This window comes from Robinsoniella sp. (assembly GCF_034124845.1).
In genome coordinates this window covers 1-16,921 of record NZ_JAWYAJ010000425.1, presented here as the reverse complement: position 1 = coordinate 16,921, position 16,921 = coordinate 1, and the positions used below count along the sequence as shown (strand labels likewise).

Here is a 16,921-nt window from a genome sequence, read left to right as displayed (position 1 = left end):
CATTTTCAACGTTATTGTCAAGGGCTGCAGGTGCTGTGATTATGCTGGTTATACTTCATGACCAGAAGAAAGACATTAATTATGAAAGACGTTTTCGCCTGGGATTTCAACCGGGAATTATCAAAGATATTCTGCGCATTGGCATCCCTACCGGACTTGATAACTGCATTTTCCAGATCGGGAAGATTCTGGTACAAAGTCTGGTTGCCGGGTTTGGCACGGCGGCAATTGCTGCCAACGCTATTGTGGGGGTGGTTGCCGGATGTGCAGTTATTCCGGCATCTGCAGTGGGAACAGCGCTGATTACTGTGGTGGGACAGTCTGTGGGAGCCGGAGCTTATGACGAAGCCAGGCGTTACACCGTTAAGCTGATTAAGTATGCCTATCTGTTTATGGCATTTCTGAATACCGCCATCATTTTAATGGCTGGTCCCATTGTTGGGATGTACCAGGTATCAGCGGAAGCTTCTGGAATGGCAAAACAGATTGTCATATTTCACAGTGTCTGTGCGGCGCTTCTCTGGCCAGTGGCATTTTCACTTCCAAATGTACTGCGGGCTTCATTTGATGCCCCATACACAATGGTGGTATCCATTGGTTCTATGTGGATCTTCCGGGTAGGGTTCAGCTATCTGCTGGGAATGTATTTTGAAATGGGGCTATTTGGGGTATGGGCAGCCATGGCTGTAGACTGGCTTTTCCGGTCGATTTGCTTTGTATATAGAGTGAAAGGCGGGAAATATCTGAGAAAAGTTAAGGAAATGGGATGACAGGGTACAGAAATGATACAAATGCTGATAGCAATAAGATGAAGTGCATTTATATAAAAATAAGATGCTATTTGAATGTATGTCTGATAGAATACAAATAGGTGCTGCTATAACGGAATAGGCGGTCAGCCCTCTCACAGAGGGACTGGACCCTATTTGTATTTTGGACATGCATAAATTAAAAAAACACTTGACAAATGTAAAATTCAGGATATAATAGCTAATAACATATCATACTTATTCGATATAGTTAATAGGATATATAGGATAAGAAAAATATGAAAGGAGAATTCACATGAATATTCAAAGAAACCTAAATCAAATATACATAGAAGAAGCACGAATGTGCCGATGTTGTTCCTGTCAGGTAACCGGTAGTATTTGCATATGAAAGTTAAGAGGTGGATGATGGAAAAGAAGAAAGTGGATTCTTACGGACAGAGGGATGATATATCAAAAGTGATACAGGCGATTCAGTCGGTGCAGTATGGGGCTGTTACAGTGATCATTCAGGATGGCAGGATCGTACAGCTTGAAAAAAATGTAAAAGAAAGATTGTAATTGTTCAGCACAAAACTGTGCGCAGCATTAAAATAAACTGACCAGTCAACTGGAGGTTTCGAAAAGATTGTTTTTCGGAGTCTCCGGTTTTTTGTTGTTGGGATATAAAATGTTTGAATTAAAAAAGGAAGTAAGCCAAAAGGCAATATTGCCACGAGCGATATATAAAGGAGATTAATTATGAAAAAAGTGAAGAAAAGTGTCGCAGCAGTAAGAGGAAGAAAGTTTGGTCTGGCGGTATCATTCACAATGCTTGTGTTAGCAGCAACGGTGTTGACAGGATGTCAAAAGGATGTAACCGCAGATGCTAAAGAAACCAATACACAAAAAATCGAGCTTACAAATGTATCCTATGATCCAACCAGGGAACTGTATGAAAGTTACAATGAGGCTTTTGCAAAATACTGGAAAGAAAAAACGGGGCAGGAAGTAGAGATTACCCAATCCCATGGTGGTTCCGGAAAGCAGGCAAGATCGGTAATGGAAGGCAATGAGGCAGATGTGGTGACGCTTGCCCTGGCAGCGGATATTACGGCAATTCAGGAAGCAGGACTGATTCAGGAAGGCTGGCAGAGCAAATTGCCGGATAACAGCGCGCCTTATACGTCCACGATTGTGTTCCTGGTAAGAAAGGGAAATCCAAAGGAGATAAGCGGATGGCAGGATCTGGTGAAAACGGATATAAAGATCATTACACCAAATCCCAAGACTTCAGGTGGAGCCAGATGGAATTATCTGGCGGCATGGGCTTATGCAGAACAAACCAGCCAGGGAGATGAGGAAAAGGTGAAATCCTATATGAAAAAGCTATATAAGAATGTACTGGTTTTAGACTCGGGAGCCAGGGGCGCAACTACAACATTTGTGGAAAATGGGCAGGGAGATGTCCTGATCGCCTGGGAGAATGAAGCATTTCTGGCAATGGAGGAGCACCCGGATGATTACGAATTAGTTACACCGGATATCAGTATTAAGGCAGAGCCTCCGGTGGCGGTGGTAGACCAGACAGTGAAGGAAAGAGGAACGGAAAAGGCTGCCCGTGCATACCTGGAATACCTCTATTCAGAAGAAGGCCAGCGGATTGCAGCCGAAAACTATTATCGTCCGGTAGATGAAAAAGTAGCATCACAATATAGTGAGCAGTTTAATCTGAAAATGAATCTGGTCACCATAGATGATAAGATTTTTGGCGGCTGGGAAGCGGTTCAGAAGAAGCATTTTGATGACGGCGGTATCTTTGACCAGATCTATGAAGAAAATTAGCCGGTTCCCTATCCGGGCAGGAATGAGTCAGGAAACAGCGTAGCAGCAGATCGCAGAAAGGAAAATATATGAAAATGAAACAAAGACCAAAAAGAGTAATACCTGGATTCGGGCTTACTATGGGTATCACATTGGCGTTGCTTGGTTTGATCGTAATCATTCCATTGGCCTCCATCGTGGTGAGTGCATCCGGTCTGGGATTTACCGAATTTGTGAACATTGTCACGGACAGAAGAATATTAGACGGTTATAAAGTGAGCTTTCTGTGTGCATTTATTGCAGCGCTGGTCAATAGTTTTTTCGGAGTGGTGCTTGCCTGGGTTCTGGTAAGATATGAATTTCCGTTAAAACGAATTGTGGACGGATTAATTGAACTGCCATTTGCGATTCCCACAGCAGTAGCCGGTATAGCATTAACGACACTGTATGCTGACAATGGCTGGATTGGGGAACTGTTTGCAAAGGCTGGCATTAAAATTGCATATACCCGAATTGGAATTACCATAGCTATGATTTTTATCGGGATACCATTTATTGTAAGGTCAATTCAGCCGGTGCTGGAAAAGTTAGATGGTCAGTATGAAGAGGCGGCTGCGATGCTGGGAGCAGGAAGAGCGGTGACTTTTTTCCGGGTCATCCTTCCGGAAATCACACCGGCACTTCTCACCGGTTTTGGTCTGGCTTTTGCCAGAGCGATTGGAGAGTATGGCAGCGTGGTATTTATTGCCGGAAATATTCCATATAAAACAGAAATTGCCCCATTACTGATTATGGGGAAACTGGAACAATTTGATTATGAAGGAGCCACAGCTATTGCACTGGTAATGCTTCTGATATCATTTTTAATCTTATTATTGATTAACTCGGTACAGATTTATGCCGGAAAATTCTCAGGGGAATAGGAGGAGAGCAGACATGAAAGTAAAACAGGAAAACCGGGTTACAAGAATTGTACTGATCGGAATCAGCCTTGTCTTTTTAACCGTACTGCTGATCCTGCCGCTGCTGGTCATTGTAAAAGAAGCATTGCGAAGCGGATGGGAAGCTTATACAAAGGCGGTTACGGATGTGTATACAATGAAAGCCTTTTTCCTTACATTAAAGGCAACGGGGGCTGCGGTAGTGGTGAATACACTGTTCGGTATTTTTGCAGCCTGGGCAGTGACCAAGTACCATTTTCGGGGAAAAAAGTTTTTAACAACCCTGATTGACATTCCATTTGCCATATCGCCGGTTATCGCAGGATTGGTGCTTTCTATGACTTTTGGCAGAATCGGGTGGGCATATCCGCTGCTGCAGATGGCGGACATTAAAATAGTATTTGCCATTCCAGGTATTATACTGGCTACGGTTTTTGTCACCTTTCCCTTTATTTCCAGGGAGTTGATACCGGTGCTGAATGCTCAGGGAACCGATGAGGAAGAAGCGGCAGCACTTATGGGGGCGGGTGGTTTTACGATTTTTCGAAAGATTACTTTTCCACATATTAAATGGGCTTTGCTGTATGGAATCATCTTATGTACAGCCAGAGCAGTAGGGGAGTTTGGGGCAGTATCTGTTATCTCGGGACATCTGAGAGGGAAAACCAATACATTGCCTCTGCATGTGGAAATTTTATACAACGAATTTAAGTTCACACAGGCATTTGCAGTATCCACCATTTTGGTGTTGCTTGCAGTTGTGATACTGATTTTAAGAAATCTGGTTGAATATAAAGGGAAAAAAGGAGGTGGCCGCTGATGTATGTGGAATTAAAAAATATTCAAAAGGCGTTTGGAGCTTATACGGCATCCGACCAGGTTAGTTTTGGCATTGAAAAGGGAAGAATGGCGGGCCTTCTTGGACCCAGCGGAAGCGGGAAGACAACGATTCTGCGCATGATAGCAGGACTGGAAACGCCTGATACAGGGGATATATTCATTGACGGAATACGGGTAAATGACCAGGAGCCCAGTAAGCGGGGGATTGGATTTGTATTTCAAAGCTATGCGTTGTTCCGCTACATGACGGTCTTTGACAATATTGCATTTGGGCTGCGGATCAAAAAGCAGAAGAAAGAAAAGATACACAGCCGCGTTATGGAACTGGTGCATCTGATCGGCCTGGATGGCCTGGAAAAACGGTATCCCCATCAATTATCAGGAGGCCAGAGGCAGCGTGTGGCATTTGCCAGAGCACTTGCACCCAATCCTCAGCTCCTGCTGTTGGATGAACCGTTTGCTGCAATTGATGCAAAGGTGCGCAAGGAACTGCGGAGCTGGTTAAAAGAGATGATTAACACAGTGGGAATTACCAGTATTTTTGTTACCCATGATCAGGATGAGGCGGTAGAGGTCGCAGATGACATTATTATTACCAACCGTGGCAGAGTAGAGCAGATGGGAACGCCGGACGAAATTTACCGGCACCCGGCTACGCCTTTTGTGGCGCAGTTTGTGGGGGAATCTGCAGTTTTGGAGAATTACGGAAAGCTAAAAGGCTTTGATACGGGCAGGGCGTTCTATAAAGCAGTCATACGTCCGGAATTTATCAAAATTGCAAAGCGGGGAAAGATGAAGCAGTTTGTTCATGCCTGTGAAGACGGCATTGTGTGTGAAAGTTCCTTTCGCGGCAGTTATCAGGAGATACGGGTTCTGGTGGGAGATCTGGCACTCACAGCAAACTGGCCTCTGGAGAAGGAAATGCTGAAACCGGGAGATGAGGTAAGTGTTTTGATCTATAAGCTGTATGAATTCGATGAACACAGCGCAAGGCTGGTGGAAAATCAGAATCTTCAGGAAAGTAATCTGATTTATCTATAGCGGATGCAGGAGGTATCAGGTTGAAAGAAAATTATGATTATAGAAGGAAGCCGCGGAGTGATACTTTCAAACTGTTTTATTGTGGCAGTATAGCAGGCAGGGGGGATAATTATGGAAGATTTACAGATACGAAGACAGAAAAGTGACATTTTGATTATTGGAGGCGGAACAGCCGGATGTTACGCTGCATTAACGATACGGCAGGAGAGTGATGCATCTGTCCTGATAGCTGAAAAGGCTAATATTAAGAGAAGCGGATGCCTTGCAGCGGGAGTGAATGCACTCAACGCCTATATTACAAAGGGGATGACGCCCGATGATTACGTTGATTATGCTAAGAACGATGCAAATGGAATCGTTAGGGAAGATCTGCTGCTCACCATGTCCGGGCAGTTGAACGCAGTAACCGCACATATGGAGTCCCTGGGACTTGTAATTCTGAAAGATGAAAATGGAGAGTATGTCACCCGGGGAAAACGCAATATTAAAATTAATGGAGAAAATATAAAGCCTCTTCTGGCTGAGGCGGTGGAGGGATTAAAGGATGTGCAGGTGCTGAACCAGGTGTCCGTCATTGACTATATCATGAAGGATCATAAAATTCTGGGGGCAGTAGGGATCGGGGTGGATGAACCGGTGATCTATGTGATCGAGGCAAAAGCCGTTCTCTGTGCAACCGGAGGAGCAGCAGGGCTGTACCGTCCCAATAATCCCGGATTCTCAAGACATAAGATGTGGTATCCGCCATTTAATACCGGAGGCGGATATGCCTGTGGGATTCGCGCCGGAGCGGAGATGACAACTTTTGAGATGCGTTTTATTGCACTCCGCTGCAAAGACACAATCGCTCCAACCGGGACAATTGCCCAAGGTGCAGGGGCAAAACAGGTGAATGCCAGGGGAGAAGTATACGAGGAGAAATATGGGATCTCTACTTCACAGCGGGTATACGGAACCGTAAAAGAAAATCTCGCGGGAAGGGGCCCCTGTTACCTCAGGACTACCGGGATTGCCAGAGATAAGGATCTGGATCTTATGAAGGCGTATCTGAATATGGCACCTTCCCAAACGCTGAAATGGCTGGAGGACGGCAGACCGCCAAGTGCTGCGGATGTGGAAATTGAAGGGACGGAACCCTATATTGTAGGTGGACACACGGCAAGCGGATATTGGGTGGATACCAAACGCAGAACGACCATCAAAGGGTTATATGCAGCCGGAGATGCAGCAGGAGGATGCCCTCAAAAATACGTAACCGGAGCTTTGGCGGAAGGCTTCCTTGCAGCTCATGCAATTCTGGAAGATTTGGAAAAAAGAAAAGCCGAAGACGTATCACCGGAAAACAAGGACTCTTTATTGGATCAGATATGCCGGGATAAATCAGAAGAAATCCGGAAAATACTGGAGAAAAAACCAGGTCTTTATTCCACCGAACAGCTGGAAGACGCCATGCAGAAGATTATGGATACTTACGCAGGCGGCATTTCCAGCCATTATCAGTACAATGTAAGACAACTGGACCTGGCTGAAAATAAAATAAAAGAACTTCAGGTATTGGCTGAAAATCTGTCTGCCGATAATATGCATGAAGTGATGTTTATATATGAACTGAAAGAGCGGCTGGTAGTCTGCCTCACTCTGATTGCGCATCTTAGAGCCCGCAAAGAGACCAGGTGGAACAGTTTTAATGAAAATCTGGATTATCCGGGTAGAGATCCGAAATGGTTGAAGTTTGTAAATTCTCGTATGGAGGATGGCAAAATCAAAATCCTATACCGGAAGCTGACAGGAAGGAGGGAGCAGTATGAGCATCATGATTAACAGGGAAGTATGCGTGGGATGCGGAAAATGCCGTAAGGTATGTCCGGGCAGTTTATTGAAGGCGGATCAGGAAGAGAAAGCGTATATTGCTTACCCAAAAGACTGCTGGGGCTGTGCCTCCTGTGTAAAAGAGTGTCCAGTAAACGCAATTTCCCTTTATCTGGGGGCGGATATAGGTGGAAAAGGAGGCCGCCTCTCGGTGGAGGAAAAAGGTAATCTGCTTTGCTGGAAAGTAGAAAAGACAGATGGTACGACGGTAAGAATTGAAGTCAATAAAAAGGATGCGAATCAATATTGATAAGACCCGTCAGCGGTATGCAGGGGTATAAGGTTGAAAGAAAATTATGTTATAGAAAGGAAGCCACGATGAGCTTCTTTCAACCTGATTAATGTGGCAGTATTGCAGGCAGGCCTGCAATATGCAAAGGGTATAAATATGCAGGAATTAAGAAATGAATTATCGCATTTAGATGAACTGGAAGCAGAGGCAATCTATATTATCAGGGAGGTGGCGGCAGAGTGTGAGAAGCCGGTAATGCTGTACTCCATAGGAAAGGACAGTTCCGTAATGCTGCATCTGGCATTAAAAGCATTTTATCCACAGAAACCCCCGTTCCCATTTTTACATATCGATACCACATGGAAGTTTCATGAAATGATTACATTCCGTGACAGAAAAGCAAAGGAATTGGGCATTGAAATGCTGGTATACAGCAATGAAGAGGGAATCCGCCAGGGGATCAACCCTTTTGACCACGGAGCGGCGTATACGGATATAATGAAGACCCAGGCTTTAAAACAGGCACTTACGAAATTTGGTTTTACAGCTGCGTTTGGCGGCGGACGCCGGGATGAGGAAAAAGCCAGAGCGAAAGAGAGAATCTTTTCATTTCGAAATGAAGCACATGCCTGGGACCCCAAGAACCAGCGCCCGGAGATGTGGAAATTGTATAATACAAAAATCCATAAGGGAGAAAGTATGCGGGTATTCCCTATTTCCAACTGGACGGAAAAGGACATCTGGCAGTATATCAAGAGAGAAAATATTGACATTGTACCGTTATATTTTGCAGCAGAACGTCCGGTAATTGAAAGGGATGGGAATTTGATCATGGTGGATGATGACCGGTTAAAATTGTTTCCTGGAGAAGAAGTCCAGCATAAAAGTGTACGGTTCCGAACCCTGGGATGCTATCCCCTTACAGGCGGATGTGAATCTACAGCGGCAACGCTGGATGAAATTATCGCTGAAACGTTAAGTGCAGTCTCATCGGAACGTACCACCCGTGTGATTGACAAAGAAGAGGCAGGCAGCATGGAGAGAAGAAAGAGGGAGGGCTATTTCTAATGAAAGGATTATTAAAATTTATTACCTGCGGAAGCGTGGATGATGGAAAATCAACTTTGATCGGACATATTTTATATGATGCGAAGCTGTTATATGCAGATCAGGAAAAAGCGCTGGAACTGGACAGCAAAATAGGCAGCCGCGGGGGAGAAATTGATTATTCCCTGCTCCTGGACGGATTAATGGCGGAGCGGGAACAGGGAATCACAATTGATGCAGCATACCGCTATTTTACAACGGATCATAGAAGTTTTATTGTGGCAGATACTCCGGGGCATGAGGAATATACCAGGAATATGGCAGTAGGTGCGTCATTTGCCGACCTGGCAGTAATTCTGGTGGATGCTAAACAGGGAGTGCTGGTACAGACCAGGCGCCATGCCAGAATCTGCTCGCTGATGGGCATCCGCTCATTTGTATTTGCGGTAAATAAAATGGATCTCGTGGGATACGACAAGAAGCGGTTTCTGGAAATTGAAGGGGAATTACAGGATCTGCAGAAAGAACTCCGTCTGGAACAGATCATCTCTATCCCGGTATCTGCAACGGAAGGGGATAACGTAACGCAAAAATCGAAAAATACACCATGGTATACAGGACCGGATCTCCTTACCTGCCTGGAACAAACGGATGTAGCCGAATCATCGGAACAGGGATTTGTACTTCCGGTACAAAGGGTGTGCCGCCCGGATCATACCTTCCGGGGATTTCAGGGGCAGATTGAATCCGGTGTAATCGAAGCAGGAGAGGAACTGGTTACGCTGCCCAGTGCACAGCGTGCGGTAGTAAAGCGTATCTTTGTGGGAGACCGGGAGACTTTAAAGGCGTTCCAAGGCCAGGCGGTGACCATTCAACTGGACCGGGAAGTAGATGTCTCCAGGGGCTGCGTGCTGACAAAAGGCACCGACTTAAAACCGGTTAAACAATTTACGGCAAGCCTCCTGTGGATGGACGATACCAGACTGGTCCCCGGCAAAGAATTTCTGGTTAAGACGGGAACAAAGCTGATACCGGGAGTGATAAAAGAGGTTTCCTATAAAATAGATGTAAATACCGGGGAACATTTAGCGGCAGAGACTTTGGTAAAAAATGAAATCGCCCGCTGCAAAATTGTTTTGACAGAACCAGTCGTAATTGATTTGTTCCACAGGCATAAAACCCTTGGAGAACTGATACTGATAGACCGGATAACGAATATGACTTCTGCCTGCGGTGTAGTAGAAGAACTGGGCGGAACAGGAGAAGAAGGGGAGCGGGACAGTACCTTTGTCTATGGAACTCTTCGGGCGAGAGGTGATATATTTGAAGAGTATTATTACAATCTGGAAAGCCTGTCAGTTATGAAAAGCAGAGAGGTACAGCAGGTATATACCGTTGGCGACAAAATACCATTAGAAGGGGAAAGTTATTCATACCCGGAAGATTTTGACGTATGTGTACTCCGTGATCAGACTGCAATACACATTCGCGGCGGCAGGGTAGTACAAATACAGCCGCTGAAAGAATTCCAATATAGCGGTGTGCCTGTTTTAAACGGCAGGGGATTCGAAATACAGGTGCACAGCAGTGATGAAATGTCAGCATTTTTAAAAGCATGGGAATTGGAAAAAGAGGTAAGCCTGGCGGAGTTTTCAAATCGCTGGATGGATTTTGGAGCTTACCGCAGAATTATTTTTCATGATAATTTCTGGGTGATTTAGAGCCTGTTTGAAAATTCAAGCATTTTTCAAACACGTACTGGTATAAGAGAATGAAATACCCCGGAGGTTGGCTGGCTCCGGGGTATTTGAAAAGAGAGTTCTCTGTAAACAGAGTTAAAATGATAAAGAAGTTTATTGCTCCTTCATTATATATAATGAATGGGTGTTTTTGTTGCTCTATGTACTGAAATGCAGTTTTTGTGTTATCAATTGATGTGAGTAGACAGAGTTAGTAGATAATGAAGGTGAGCCGGCTCATAGTCTTTGCTTTCTCCATCATTCTTACATATTTCTGAAAGTATTCGGGGATGGTTTCGGTTTTTTCAGAAACCATTCGCTCCAATACCTTATCAAATGGTGTAAGTCCGATGGCATTTTCCGGTTCACCGGAAATGAGTATAGGCAATTCTTTTATTTCCCACCACTTATATCTTCCGCCGAAAGAGCGTCTGGCCGTCTCCAGAATATAGCATCCAAATAAAACCTTTGTAGTTTCACGGGAAGCCGGATTGAATTTTGCGTATGGCGGCATAGATTTGATCGTTTGATCCAGAACAGTAAGGCTTTGGATAGTAAAATCAAAATTTCCTTTACAGGAATATTGTTTTATAAATGCAGCAGCAAAATACTGGATTCTATTCTGGGAACAATTTTCTTTTGTCAGTAGTTTTTGGGGATTAAATTTCACGGGAACCTCCTGGAAATTATAAGCAGATTTTAAGCTTTATGAAATACCGGCTCCGGAGTAAATCCCCGGAGCCAGGCAAAATGGAGTTACTCCGCAGAGTTGGAGGAAGCTGCGGAGCAGACATTTATGAATAACGAAATTCGGGTTCATTATAAACGATTGTCAGGGTGTTTTGTGCAGGTTTGTATTAAAAGGTAAGTTTTTTGGTATGGAATGTTTTAGCGTCTGTTGTATAGTGCTAATTTATTAATATTATTATAGTTTATTATTTTTTGATTTACAAGTTGTTTTAGTGGGAAAGAGACAAGTGAGTTACATATATTATAGATTGATATAGATTAAGGGGAGAATCCCACTGCAGCGTGTGGTTACTGCGGTGGGATCTGTATAATACTAAGCATAATTCATTATACAGTAATTGTATTTGTTTTGATCAGACTTGTACTGAAATGATGAATTTATGTGATAAATTTTAAAAATCGGGGAGAATAGCGGTATTTTATGGTAAGTGAGATACAAAAAGCGCATAAATCTATCATTTTGGGAAATGAGTGCAATCATTTCCTGATTTATTCTGGCAACATTGGTAATCTTCTCAAAACACTTCTGAAAATACTTCTGAAATTATTTCTGAAAAAATTTATAAAAACACTTCTGAAAATATATATGATAATACTAATGATGATACAAATATCAACACTTAAGGGATCATTTATTTTATGGGATCACAAAAAATGGAACTAAAAGCGGGGAGATCCACATCATGCACATAACAGCGAGAATGATGATTCGTTTGGTCATATTGACGGTACCCTCTTCTAAAAGAGGATTCTTTAAAAACAATCTGGTGGTGATCCAAAAGAACAGAGTCAATACAAAAACGATAAATATGGTTAATTGCAACTGGCTATAGCACTGCATGCGCAGGACTGCGTCACTGATCCGCTCATCGATATACGGACTGGGATTCTGAATCAATAGCAATATTACGCAAAAGGAAATCCCATATAGCAGAAGTTCCAGGAACATATTTTTGCGTTCAAGCATAAAAGCGGCCGGGAGCAGGCTGATGAATGATATATGTTCGTATAAATGCAGATTTGATATGCGGCTCCGGTTGTAATAATCCGTTTCTACATATGGGATCTCTATTTGCTGCCGGATAAATATTTGTATGACGAGATCATGGCTAAAGGCGACTATTAGGATCGCAATAAAGAATATAAATATCAGATAACTTGTAAATCTGCCTGTAGGGGAGGAATTTGTTTGTTCCATAGATGTGTGAGGAGTCCTTTCTCTCTGGATGTAGACCTGGGTTCTATGTTAATAAAATCCGATAGAATTTGAAAAGATGGAATATTTGGGAGTACCCGCCGCAGCTTGTGGGAGCTGCGGGATGGGAATCATGTAATACTAAGCAAAGACTATTATACACGAATTAAAAACAGCCAGTGCATGTTTGTATTAAAATGCTGTTTTTCGGTAACAAAATAAGAAAAGCGCCTGGAATACAGACTGATGCAACTGTATTCCAGGCATTGATAACAGAAAATGAACACTTTAAATCAACAGATTATTATTTGTCAGAAAGCAATTTTCGATCACACTTTATGCTGCGCTGTCTGTTGCTTTTTCTACAGCAGCATTTTTTACGTCATCCGGAAGTGTGATGGTTTCTACTTCTCCAAATGAGCCAAACTTAAGCTCAAAGGTACATTTATCACAAGCAAATTCTACTTCCTCCTGTGCACCTGCTGATTTCATAACTTCCAGCATCATGGACTGCAGATCCAGTGACATTTTTACCGGCATAGAATCTTTTTTAGCAATGTAGAATTCTACCGGTATTTTAATTTCAGCCCAATTGACATCACCCATGATATCAGCAGAATCATTCATGGCACTTAATGTGGAATCCAGTATGGTACTCAGAGCTTCACCGTCCAGAACGCCTTTTAAGGCATAGCATTCAACACTTTCCAGGTCAGTTGTATTTTTTTCCAGTTCCAGATTTGCTGCCAGCTTCTCAAACTCTTTAAAATCATAGGCGTTGAGATTTTTATTCAGGTCAGCCTGGACTTCTTTTGTCCAGCCTTCCTCACCGGTTTTTGAGTAGGAAATGGTGTTGTCACCTTCTTTTACCGTGTATACTTCTAATGGTGATGATTGGTTCATACCCAGCATTTCCATTGTCATATTGCCTTCGGCATGAGCAATCTCAGGATTTGTGTTTATTTTCATGCCCATGTCCATATTCATGTTGATATCCACTGACATCCCCTGAACAGTGCCACTGGCTTTCAAGTCCATGAGCATATCCATTTTATAGTTTTCTTCTTTTGACATATTCTGTGACATGGATTTTAGAAGTGAGTCTGATGTTACTTTACCACATCCTGTCATATTAAAAATCAAAATACCGCTTCCCAATATAGCACAGCTATAAGTTACTAATTTCTTTTTCATACTTTTCTCCTTTGTCTTTCCCTATAAATGGGTGATTGTATTCTTTAGACAGAAAGAACACATGATAACCATTATATATGATTTATTTGTGACCGGACCGGGAATGTATTGAAATGCATATTTTATGTTACAAAATGAGCCAATGGCATTATTTTTAAAATACTTTTGGTATAGCAGTTTCTGATTCTGAGACCATTTCCTCTGTGTTTTTTTCGGTGGATGAATCTATATCCTGAGGAAGGGGAATTTCTCCAACTTCCCCGAATGAACTATATACGAAATCTAATGTAAAGTTATCGCAGTTAATGTTCATTTCTCCCTTTGTATCAAAAGTCTTTGTCAATCCCAAAAGTAAAGATTTAAGTTCAAAACTTATTTTTACAGGAAGTTTCTCTTTTTTAGAGATATAATAGACGATGGGAATATCGATTTCCTCCCAGTTAATATCTTTATAAATATTAAACGGAGCATCGGGAGTATCAGATACGGAATTCATCATTTCTTCCAGCGCGTTACTATTCAGTTTACCATTTAGTTTATAGCATTCGACACCTTCCTGCTCTGTTGTCTGGTCTTCCAGTTCTAAATTACTTGTCAGTTCATCAAATTCTTTGTAGATAAGAGGCTGGGGGCGATTTCCCAGATCAGCTGTGGAAAATTTTTTCCAGTCTGTATCGCCGATTTTAAAATGAATGGTTTCATCGGTACCTTCTTTCATAAAGTATGCTCCAATATCTAATTTTTGCTCCACGCCCATGGCTTTAAAAAAACAGTACCATCTGCATAAATTTTCTGTGGTTCTGCATTGAGTTGGATCTCCATATCCATACCTGCCTGGACATCCAGCGTAATCCCGCTCATTGAACCGCTGCCTTTTAGATTACCGGACATATCAATTTTATAATCATTTTCTTCTGCCATGTTTTCCGATATAGATGTCATCAGTGATTCCGCAGTTACCTTGCTGCATCCTGCAGTGCTTAGAATGAGGATACTCCCAGTTATGAATGCACAGCCGTATTTCCATAAGTTCTTTTTCATTATCTCTCCTTTGATTTAGAGCGTGTTTTACAACAGTTTCCAGAGCTAACACGCAATTTTTTTGTTCTAATTATGCTTCATTATAAGAACATGACCATATTATAGATCATTTTTATTCATCTGGATCATCCGTGTATTGAAATGCAGTTTTTATACTTGTTTTGAACGGGTTTCGGATAGACGGTAAGCACACTCTTCACAGATGTGCAGATGGTGGGAAGGATTTTCAAACGGGCTTAAGGAGTCTACGGAGCGTAGATTGCCTTCTTAATGGTATTGTTGTACAATGAAAAAAAGAGGTGATTAATTGTGGATATGATAAGAAAAAAGCAGCTTCTGGAGGAGTATAAAAACCGGCTGCCCGAAATGGGTGTAATATCTCTTTGCTGCAAAGCCACGGGTGAAGCTTTTTTAGGGATTTCTAAAGATACGAAAGCGGACTTGAACAGTGCCTGCTTTAAGCTGTCATCAGATGGACACCCCAACAAGGTGCTGCAGGGTCTGTGGAATAAATATGGCATGGATGGTTTTGAATGTTCAGTTCTTAAAATTCTGAAATATGAAGACACGGGTGAAGATCATACGGCTGAACTTGAGGCGCTGCGGGAAAGATGCATGGCGGAAGATCCCGGGGCGAAAAAAATCTGGAGATGAAAAGAGAAGCCCTGAATGAAAACAGGGGTATTGGAAATTTAAATTATGATGCAGATATGAATATGGCAGGTTTGGCGGTTAAGCTAAATCTGCTTTTCAATTGGACAAAGGAAACTTGGAGTATTCAGAGAGTCATGACGACATTTGCGGATTATTTTTGGCTATGAAATTTATGGGAAAATAGAAAAGTACTTGACTTTAAAATACTACAGATGTAATATATAGAAATAAAATTTTTGCGGTTAAATATTACATTTGTAATAAAAGTTGAATGAAAGAGCGTTTTTAAGTTACGTGCGGATGGAACACAAGAGAGTAGTTTTCTAGAGCGTGTCAGAAAACAATTTTATAACATACCTCAGGAGGATATGAAATGAAGAAAAAGAATATTGTAATCATAGCATTGTTAGCAGTTGTTTTGGTTGGACTGATTATCACAGCGGGATTTCTGTATCTGAAATTACAGAAAACGGACCAATCAGGATCTATTTTAAAGCAATTAACCGGCAAGGAGGAAGAGCCGGATAAACTCCTGCAGAAATATATGTCATGTATTGAGAAATCAGAATATCAAACCATGTATAGTATGATCAGCGAACAGAGCAAAGGGAATTATTCCGAAAAATATTTTACGGACAGGAACCAAAAAATTTATCAGGGGATGGAAGCAGAGGATATCAGGGTCAGCATACTGGATTTGACGGCAGAGAAGGGACAAGTGACGGTGAATTTTCAGCAAACCATGAACAGCGCTGCCGGAGAGGTGCAGTTTGAGAACCAGGCGGTTTTTACCAGGGAGCAGGACAGGGGATATGTGCTGGAGTGGAGCGACAGCCTGATTCATCCTGAGCTGACAGCAAAAGATAAGGTAAGGGTGTCTGTGGTGGAAAGCAGGCGGGGTGAGATTACGGACAGAAACGGATCTATGCTTGCCGGGGAAGGAACAGCTGCATCCGTAGGTCTGGTACCCGGTAAGATGAGTGAAGATGGGGAAAATGATCTGGTCAGGCTGGCAAAACTGCTGGAGACTTCTGTGGAATCCATTAAAACAAAACTGGATGCAACCTGGGTAAAAGGAGATTCGCTGGTACCCATTGCCGTGCTGGATAAGGTGCAGGAAACAGACCTGATGTCCGGCAATCTGTCGGATACCGTTTTGGAGAATAAGGCTGTTCAGGACGAATTGATTACGATTCCCGGTGTTATGATATCCGATACCGTTGTGAGAAGCTATCCTCTTGGTGCGGGGGCATCCCATTTGACGGGATATGTACAGAATGTAACGGCAGAAGATCTGGAACAACATCCAAATGAAGGGTATAGTGAGAACAGTGTAATTGGAAAAAGCGGAATGGAAGGACTGTATGAAAAAGAGTTAAAAGGACAGGACGGATATGAGATTGTTATAGAAAATGAGAATGGGAATACAAAAGCTGTGATTGCAGCTATACCGAAAAAAGATGGGCAGGATATAAGGCTGACCATTGATGCCGGGCTGCAGGAAAGTCTGTATCAGCAATTTAAAGATGACAAGAGCTGTTCGGTTGCAATGAATCCCTTTACCGGTGAGGTACTTGCCCTTGTCAGTACGCCGTCTTATGACAGCAATGATTTTATCAAAGGAATGACTGATGCAAAATGGAAGGCGTTAAACGAGGATAAAAGAAACCCTTTGTATAACAGGTTCCGACAGGCAATTTGCCCTGGTTCATCTTTTAAACCGGTTATTGCAGGTATAGGACTGGAAACGGGGGCAATTGACCCAGATGAGGATTTTGGAAATGAAGGACTGAGCTGGCAGAAGG

General features: G+C 42.6%; 17 protein-coding genes. 12 read left to right on the top strand and 5 right to left on the bottom strand.

Going from position 1 to position 16,921, the window contains the following annotated elements:
• The 10 genes from ACH2DQ_RS20960 to ACH2DQ_RS20915 all read left to right on the top strand — a co-directional run.
• Positions 1–770 (top strand): MATE family efflux transporter (locus tag ACH2DQ_RS20960; RefSeq protein ID WP_395028191.1); only part of this gene is annotated, 770 nt, incomplete at its 5' end.
• Positions 771–1,175: 405 nt separating this feature from the next.
• Positions 1,176–1,331 (top strand): DUF2292 domain-containing protein, encoded by a 156-nt coding sequence (locus ACH2DQ_RS20955; protein ID WP_395028189.1) that lies wholly within the window; start codon positions 1,176–1,178, stop codon positions 1,329–1,331.
• A 249-nt stretch (positions 1,332–1,580) separates the two neighbouring features.
• The gene (locus ACH2DQ_RS20950) at positions 1,581–2,594 is read left to right on the top strand and encodes a sulfate ABC transporter substrate-binding protein (protein WP_394910850.1); all 1,014 of its coding nucleotides are present in this window, start codon (positions 1,581–1,583) and stop codon (positions 2,592–2,594) included.
• 74 nt (positions 2,595–2,668) lie between these two features.
• Positions 2,669–3,496 (top strand): sulfate ABC transporter permease subunit CysT, encoded by an 828-nt coding sequence (cysT, locus tag ACH2DQ_RS20945; RefSeq protein WP_394910849.1) that lies wholly within the window; start codon positions 2,669–2,671, stop codon positions 3,494–3,496.
• Positions 3,497–3,509: 13 nt separating this feature from the next.
• Entirely contained in the window at positions 3,510–4,334 is an 825-nt protein-coding gene (gene cysW / locus ACH2DQ_RS20940) for a sulfate ABC transporter permease subunit CysW (RefSeq protein ID WP_394910726.1), read from the top strand.
• Positions 4,334–5,395: a sulfate/molybdate ABC transporter ATP-binding protein gene (locus ACH2DQ_RS20935; RefSeq protein ID WP_394910725.1), complete on the top strand. Its 1,062-nt coding sequence runs from the start codon at positions 4,334–4,336 to the stop codon at positions 5,393–5,395. The genes cysW and ACH2DQ_RS20935 overlap by 1 nt, the downstream gene beginning before the upstream one ends.
• Positions 5,396–5,506: 111 nt before the next feature.
• Positions 5,507–7,216, top strand: coding sequence for an adenylyl-sulfate reductase subunit alpha (locus ACH2DQ_RS20930; protein ID WP_394910724.1), 1,710 nt, complete (start codon positions 5,507–5,509; stop codon positions 7,214–7,216).
• The gene (locus tag ACH2DQ_RS20925) at positions 7,200–7,514 is read left to right on the top strand and encodes a ferredoxin family protein (protein ID WP_394910723.1); all 315 of its coding nucleotides are present in this window, start codon (positions 7,200–7,202) and stop codon (positions 7,512–7,514) included. Before ACH2DQ_RS20930 ends, ACH2DQ_RS20925 begins: the two co-directional genes overlap by 17 nt.
• Positions 7,515–7,652: 138 nt before the next feature.
• Positions 7,653–8,564, top strand: coding sequence for a sulfate adenylyltransferase subunit CysD (gene cysD, locus ACH2DQ_RS20920; protein ID WP_394910722.1), 912 nt, complete (start codon positions 7,653–7,655; stop codon positions 8,562–8,564).
• Positions 8,564–10,264, top strand: a complete 1,701-nt coding sequence (locus ACH2DQ_RS20915; RefSeq protein WP_394910721.1) for a sulfate adenylyltransferase subunit 1 — start codon at positions 8,564–8,566, stop codon at positions 10,262–10,264. Before cysD ends, ACH2DQ_RS20915 begins: the two co-directional genes overlap by 1 nt.
• A 229-nt stretch (positions 10,265–10,493) precedes the next feature.
• On the opposite strand, the gene ACH2DQ_RS20910 is transcribed toward ACH2DQ_RS20915, so the two are convergent.
• The 5 genes from ACH2DQ_RS20910 to ACH2DQ_RS20890 form a co-directional block, all read right to left on the bottom strand.
• The gene (locus ACH2DQ_RS20910; protein ID WP_395028185.1) at positions 10,494–10,952 is read right to left on the bottom strand and encodes a hypothetical protein; all 459 of its coding nucleotides are present in this window, start codon (positions 10,950–10,952) and stop codon (positions 10,494–10,496) included.
• A gap of 717 nt (positions 10,953–11,669) precedes the next feature.
• On the bottom strand, positions 11,670–11,999 hold the full coding sequence (locus tag ACH2DQ_RS20905) for a hypothetical protein (RefSeq protein WP_394910719.1): 330 nt from the start codon (positions 11,997–11,999) through the stop codon (positions 11,670–11,672).
• 564 nt (positions 12,000–12,563) lie between these two features.
• A complete protein-coding gene (locus ACH2DQ_RS20900; RefSeq protein WP_394910718.1) occupies positions 12,564–13,421 on the bottom strand; it encodes a DUF6612 family protein in 858 nt (285 codons plus the stop codon).
• 154 nt (positions 13,422–13,575) lie between these two features.
• Positions 13,576–14,139 (bottom strand): hypothetical protein, encoded by a 564-nt coding sequence (locus ACH2DQ_RS20895; protein WP_395028182.1) that lies wholly within the window; start codon positions 14,137–14,139, stop codon positions 13,576–13,578.
• Positions 14,140–14,156: 17 nt separating this feature from the next.
• Complete coding sequence (locus tag ACH2DQ_RS20890) at positions 14,157–14,462, bottom strand: hypothetical protein (protein WP_395028180.1); 306 nt, start codon at positions 14,460–14,462, stop codon at positions 14,157–14,159.
• Between the two features lie 315 nt (positions 14,463–14,777).
• Here ACH2DQ_RS20890 and ACH2DQ_RS20885 point away from each other — a divergent pair, with 315 nt between their 5' ends.
• A complete protein-coding gene (locus tag ACH2DQ_RS20885; protein WP_394910848.1) occupies positions 14,778–15,116 on the top strand; it encodes a GIY-YIG nuclease family protein in 339 nt (112 codons plus the stop codon).
• A 373-nt stretch (positions 15,117–15,489) separates the two neighbouring features.
• Positions 15,490–16,921 (top strand): NTF2-like N-terminal transpeptidase domain-containing protein (locus tag ACH2DQ_RS20880; protein ID WP_395028178.1); only part of this gene is annotated, 1,432 nt, incomplete at its 3' end.

Bases quoted from the DNA above. Each gene is read 5' to 3' on its own strand.
- ACH2DQ_RS20955 (WP_395028189.1), top strand. From the start codon at position 1,176: ATGATGGAAAAGAAGAAAGTGGATTCTTACGGACAGAGGGATGATATA.
- ACH2DQ_RS20950 (WP_394910850.1), top strand. From the start codon at position 1,581: ATGCTTGTGTTAGCAGCAACGGTGTTGACAGGATGTCAAAAGGATGTA.
- cysT (WP_394910849.1), top strand. From the start codon at position 2,669: ATGAAACAAAGACCAAAAAGAGTAATACCTGGATTCGGGCTTACTATG.
- cysW (WP_394910726.1), top strand. From the start codon at position 3,510: ATGAAAGTAAAACAGGAAAACCGGGTTACAAGAATTGTACTGATCGGA.
- ACH2DQ_RS20935 (WP_394910725.1), top strand. From the start codon at position 4,334: ATGTATGTGGAATTAAAAAATATTCAAAAGGCGTTTGGAGCTTATACG.
- ACH2DQ_RS20930 (WP_394910724.1), top strand. From the start codon at position 5,507: ATGGAAGATTTACAGATACGAAGACAGAAAAGTGACATTTTGATTATT.
- ACH2DQ_RS20925 (WP_394910723.1), top strand. From the start codon at position 7,200: ATGAGCATCATGATTAACAGGGAAGTATGCGTGGGATGCGGAAAATGC.
- cysD (WP_394910722.1), top strand. From the start codon at position 7,653: ATGCAGGAATTAAGAAATGAATTATCGCATTTAGATGAACTGGAAGCA.
- ACH2DQ_RS20915 (WP_394910721.1), top strand. From the start codon at position 8,564: ATGAAAGGATTATTAAAATTTATTACCTGCGGAAGCGTGGATGATGGA.
- ACH2DQ_RS20905 (WP_394910719.1), bottom strand. From the start codon at position 11,999: ATGCTTGAACGCAAAAATATGTTCCTGGAACTTCTGCTATATGGGATT.
- ACH2DQ_RS20900 (WP_394910718.1), bottom strand. From the start codon at position 13,421: ATGAAAAAGAAATTAGTAACTTATAGCTGTGCTATATTGGGAAGCGGT.
- ACH2DQ_RS20895 (WP_395028182.1), bottom strand. From the start codon at position 14,139: ATGAAAGAAGGTACCGATGAAACCATTCATTTTAAAATCGGCGATACA.
- ACH2DQ_RS20890 (WP_395028180.1), bottom strand. From the start codon at position 14,462: ATGAAAAAGAACTTATGGAAATACGGCTGTGCATTCATAACTGGGAGT.
- ACH2DQ_RS20885 (WP_394910848.1), top strand. From the start codon at position 14,778: ATGATAAGAAAAAAGCAGCTTCTGGAGGAGTATAAAAACCGGCTGCCC.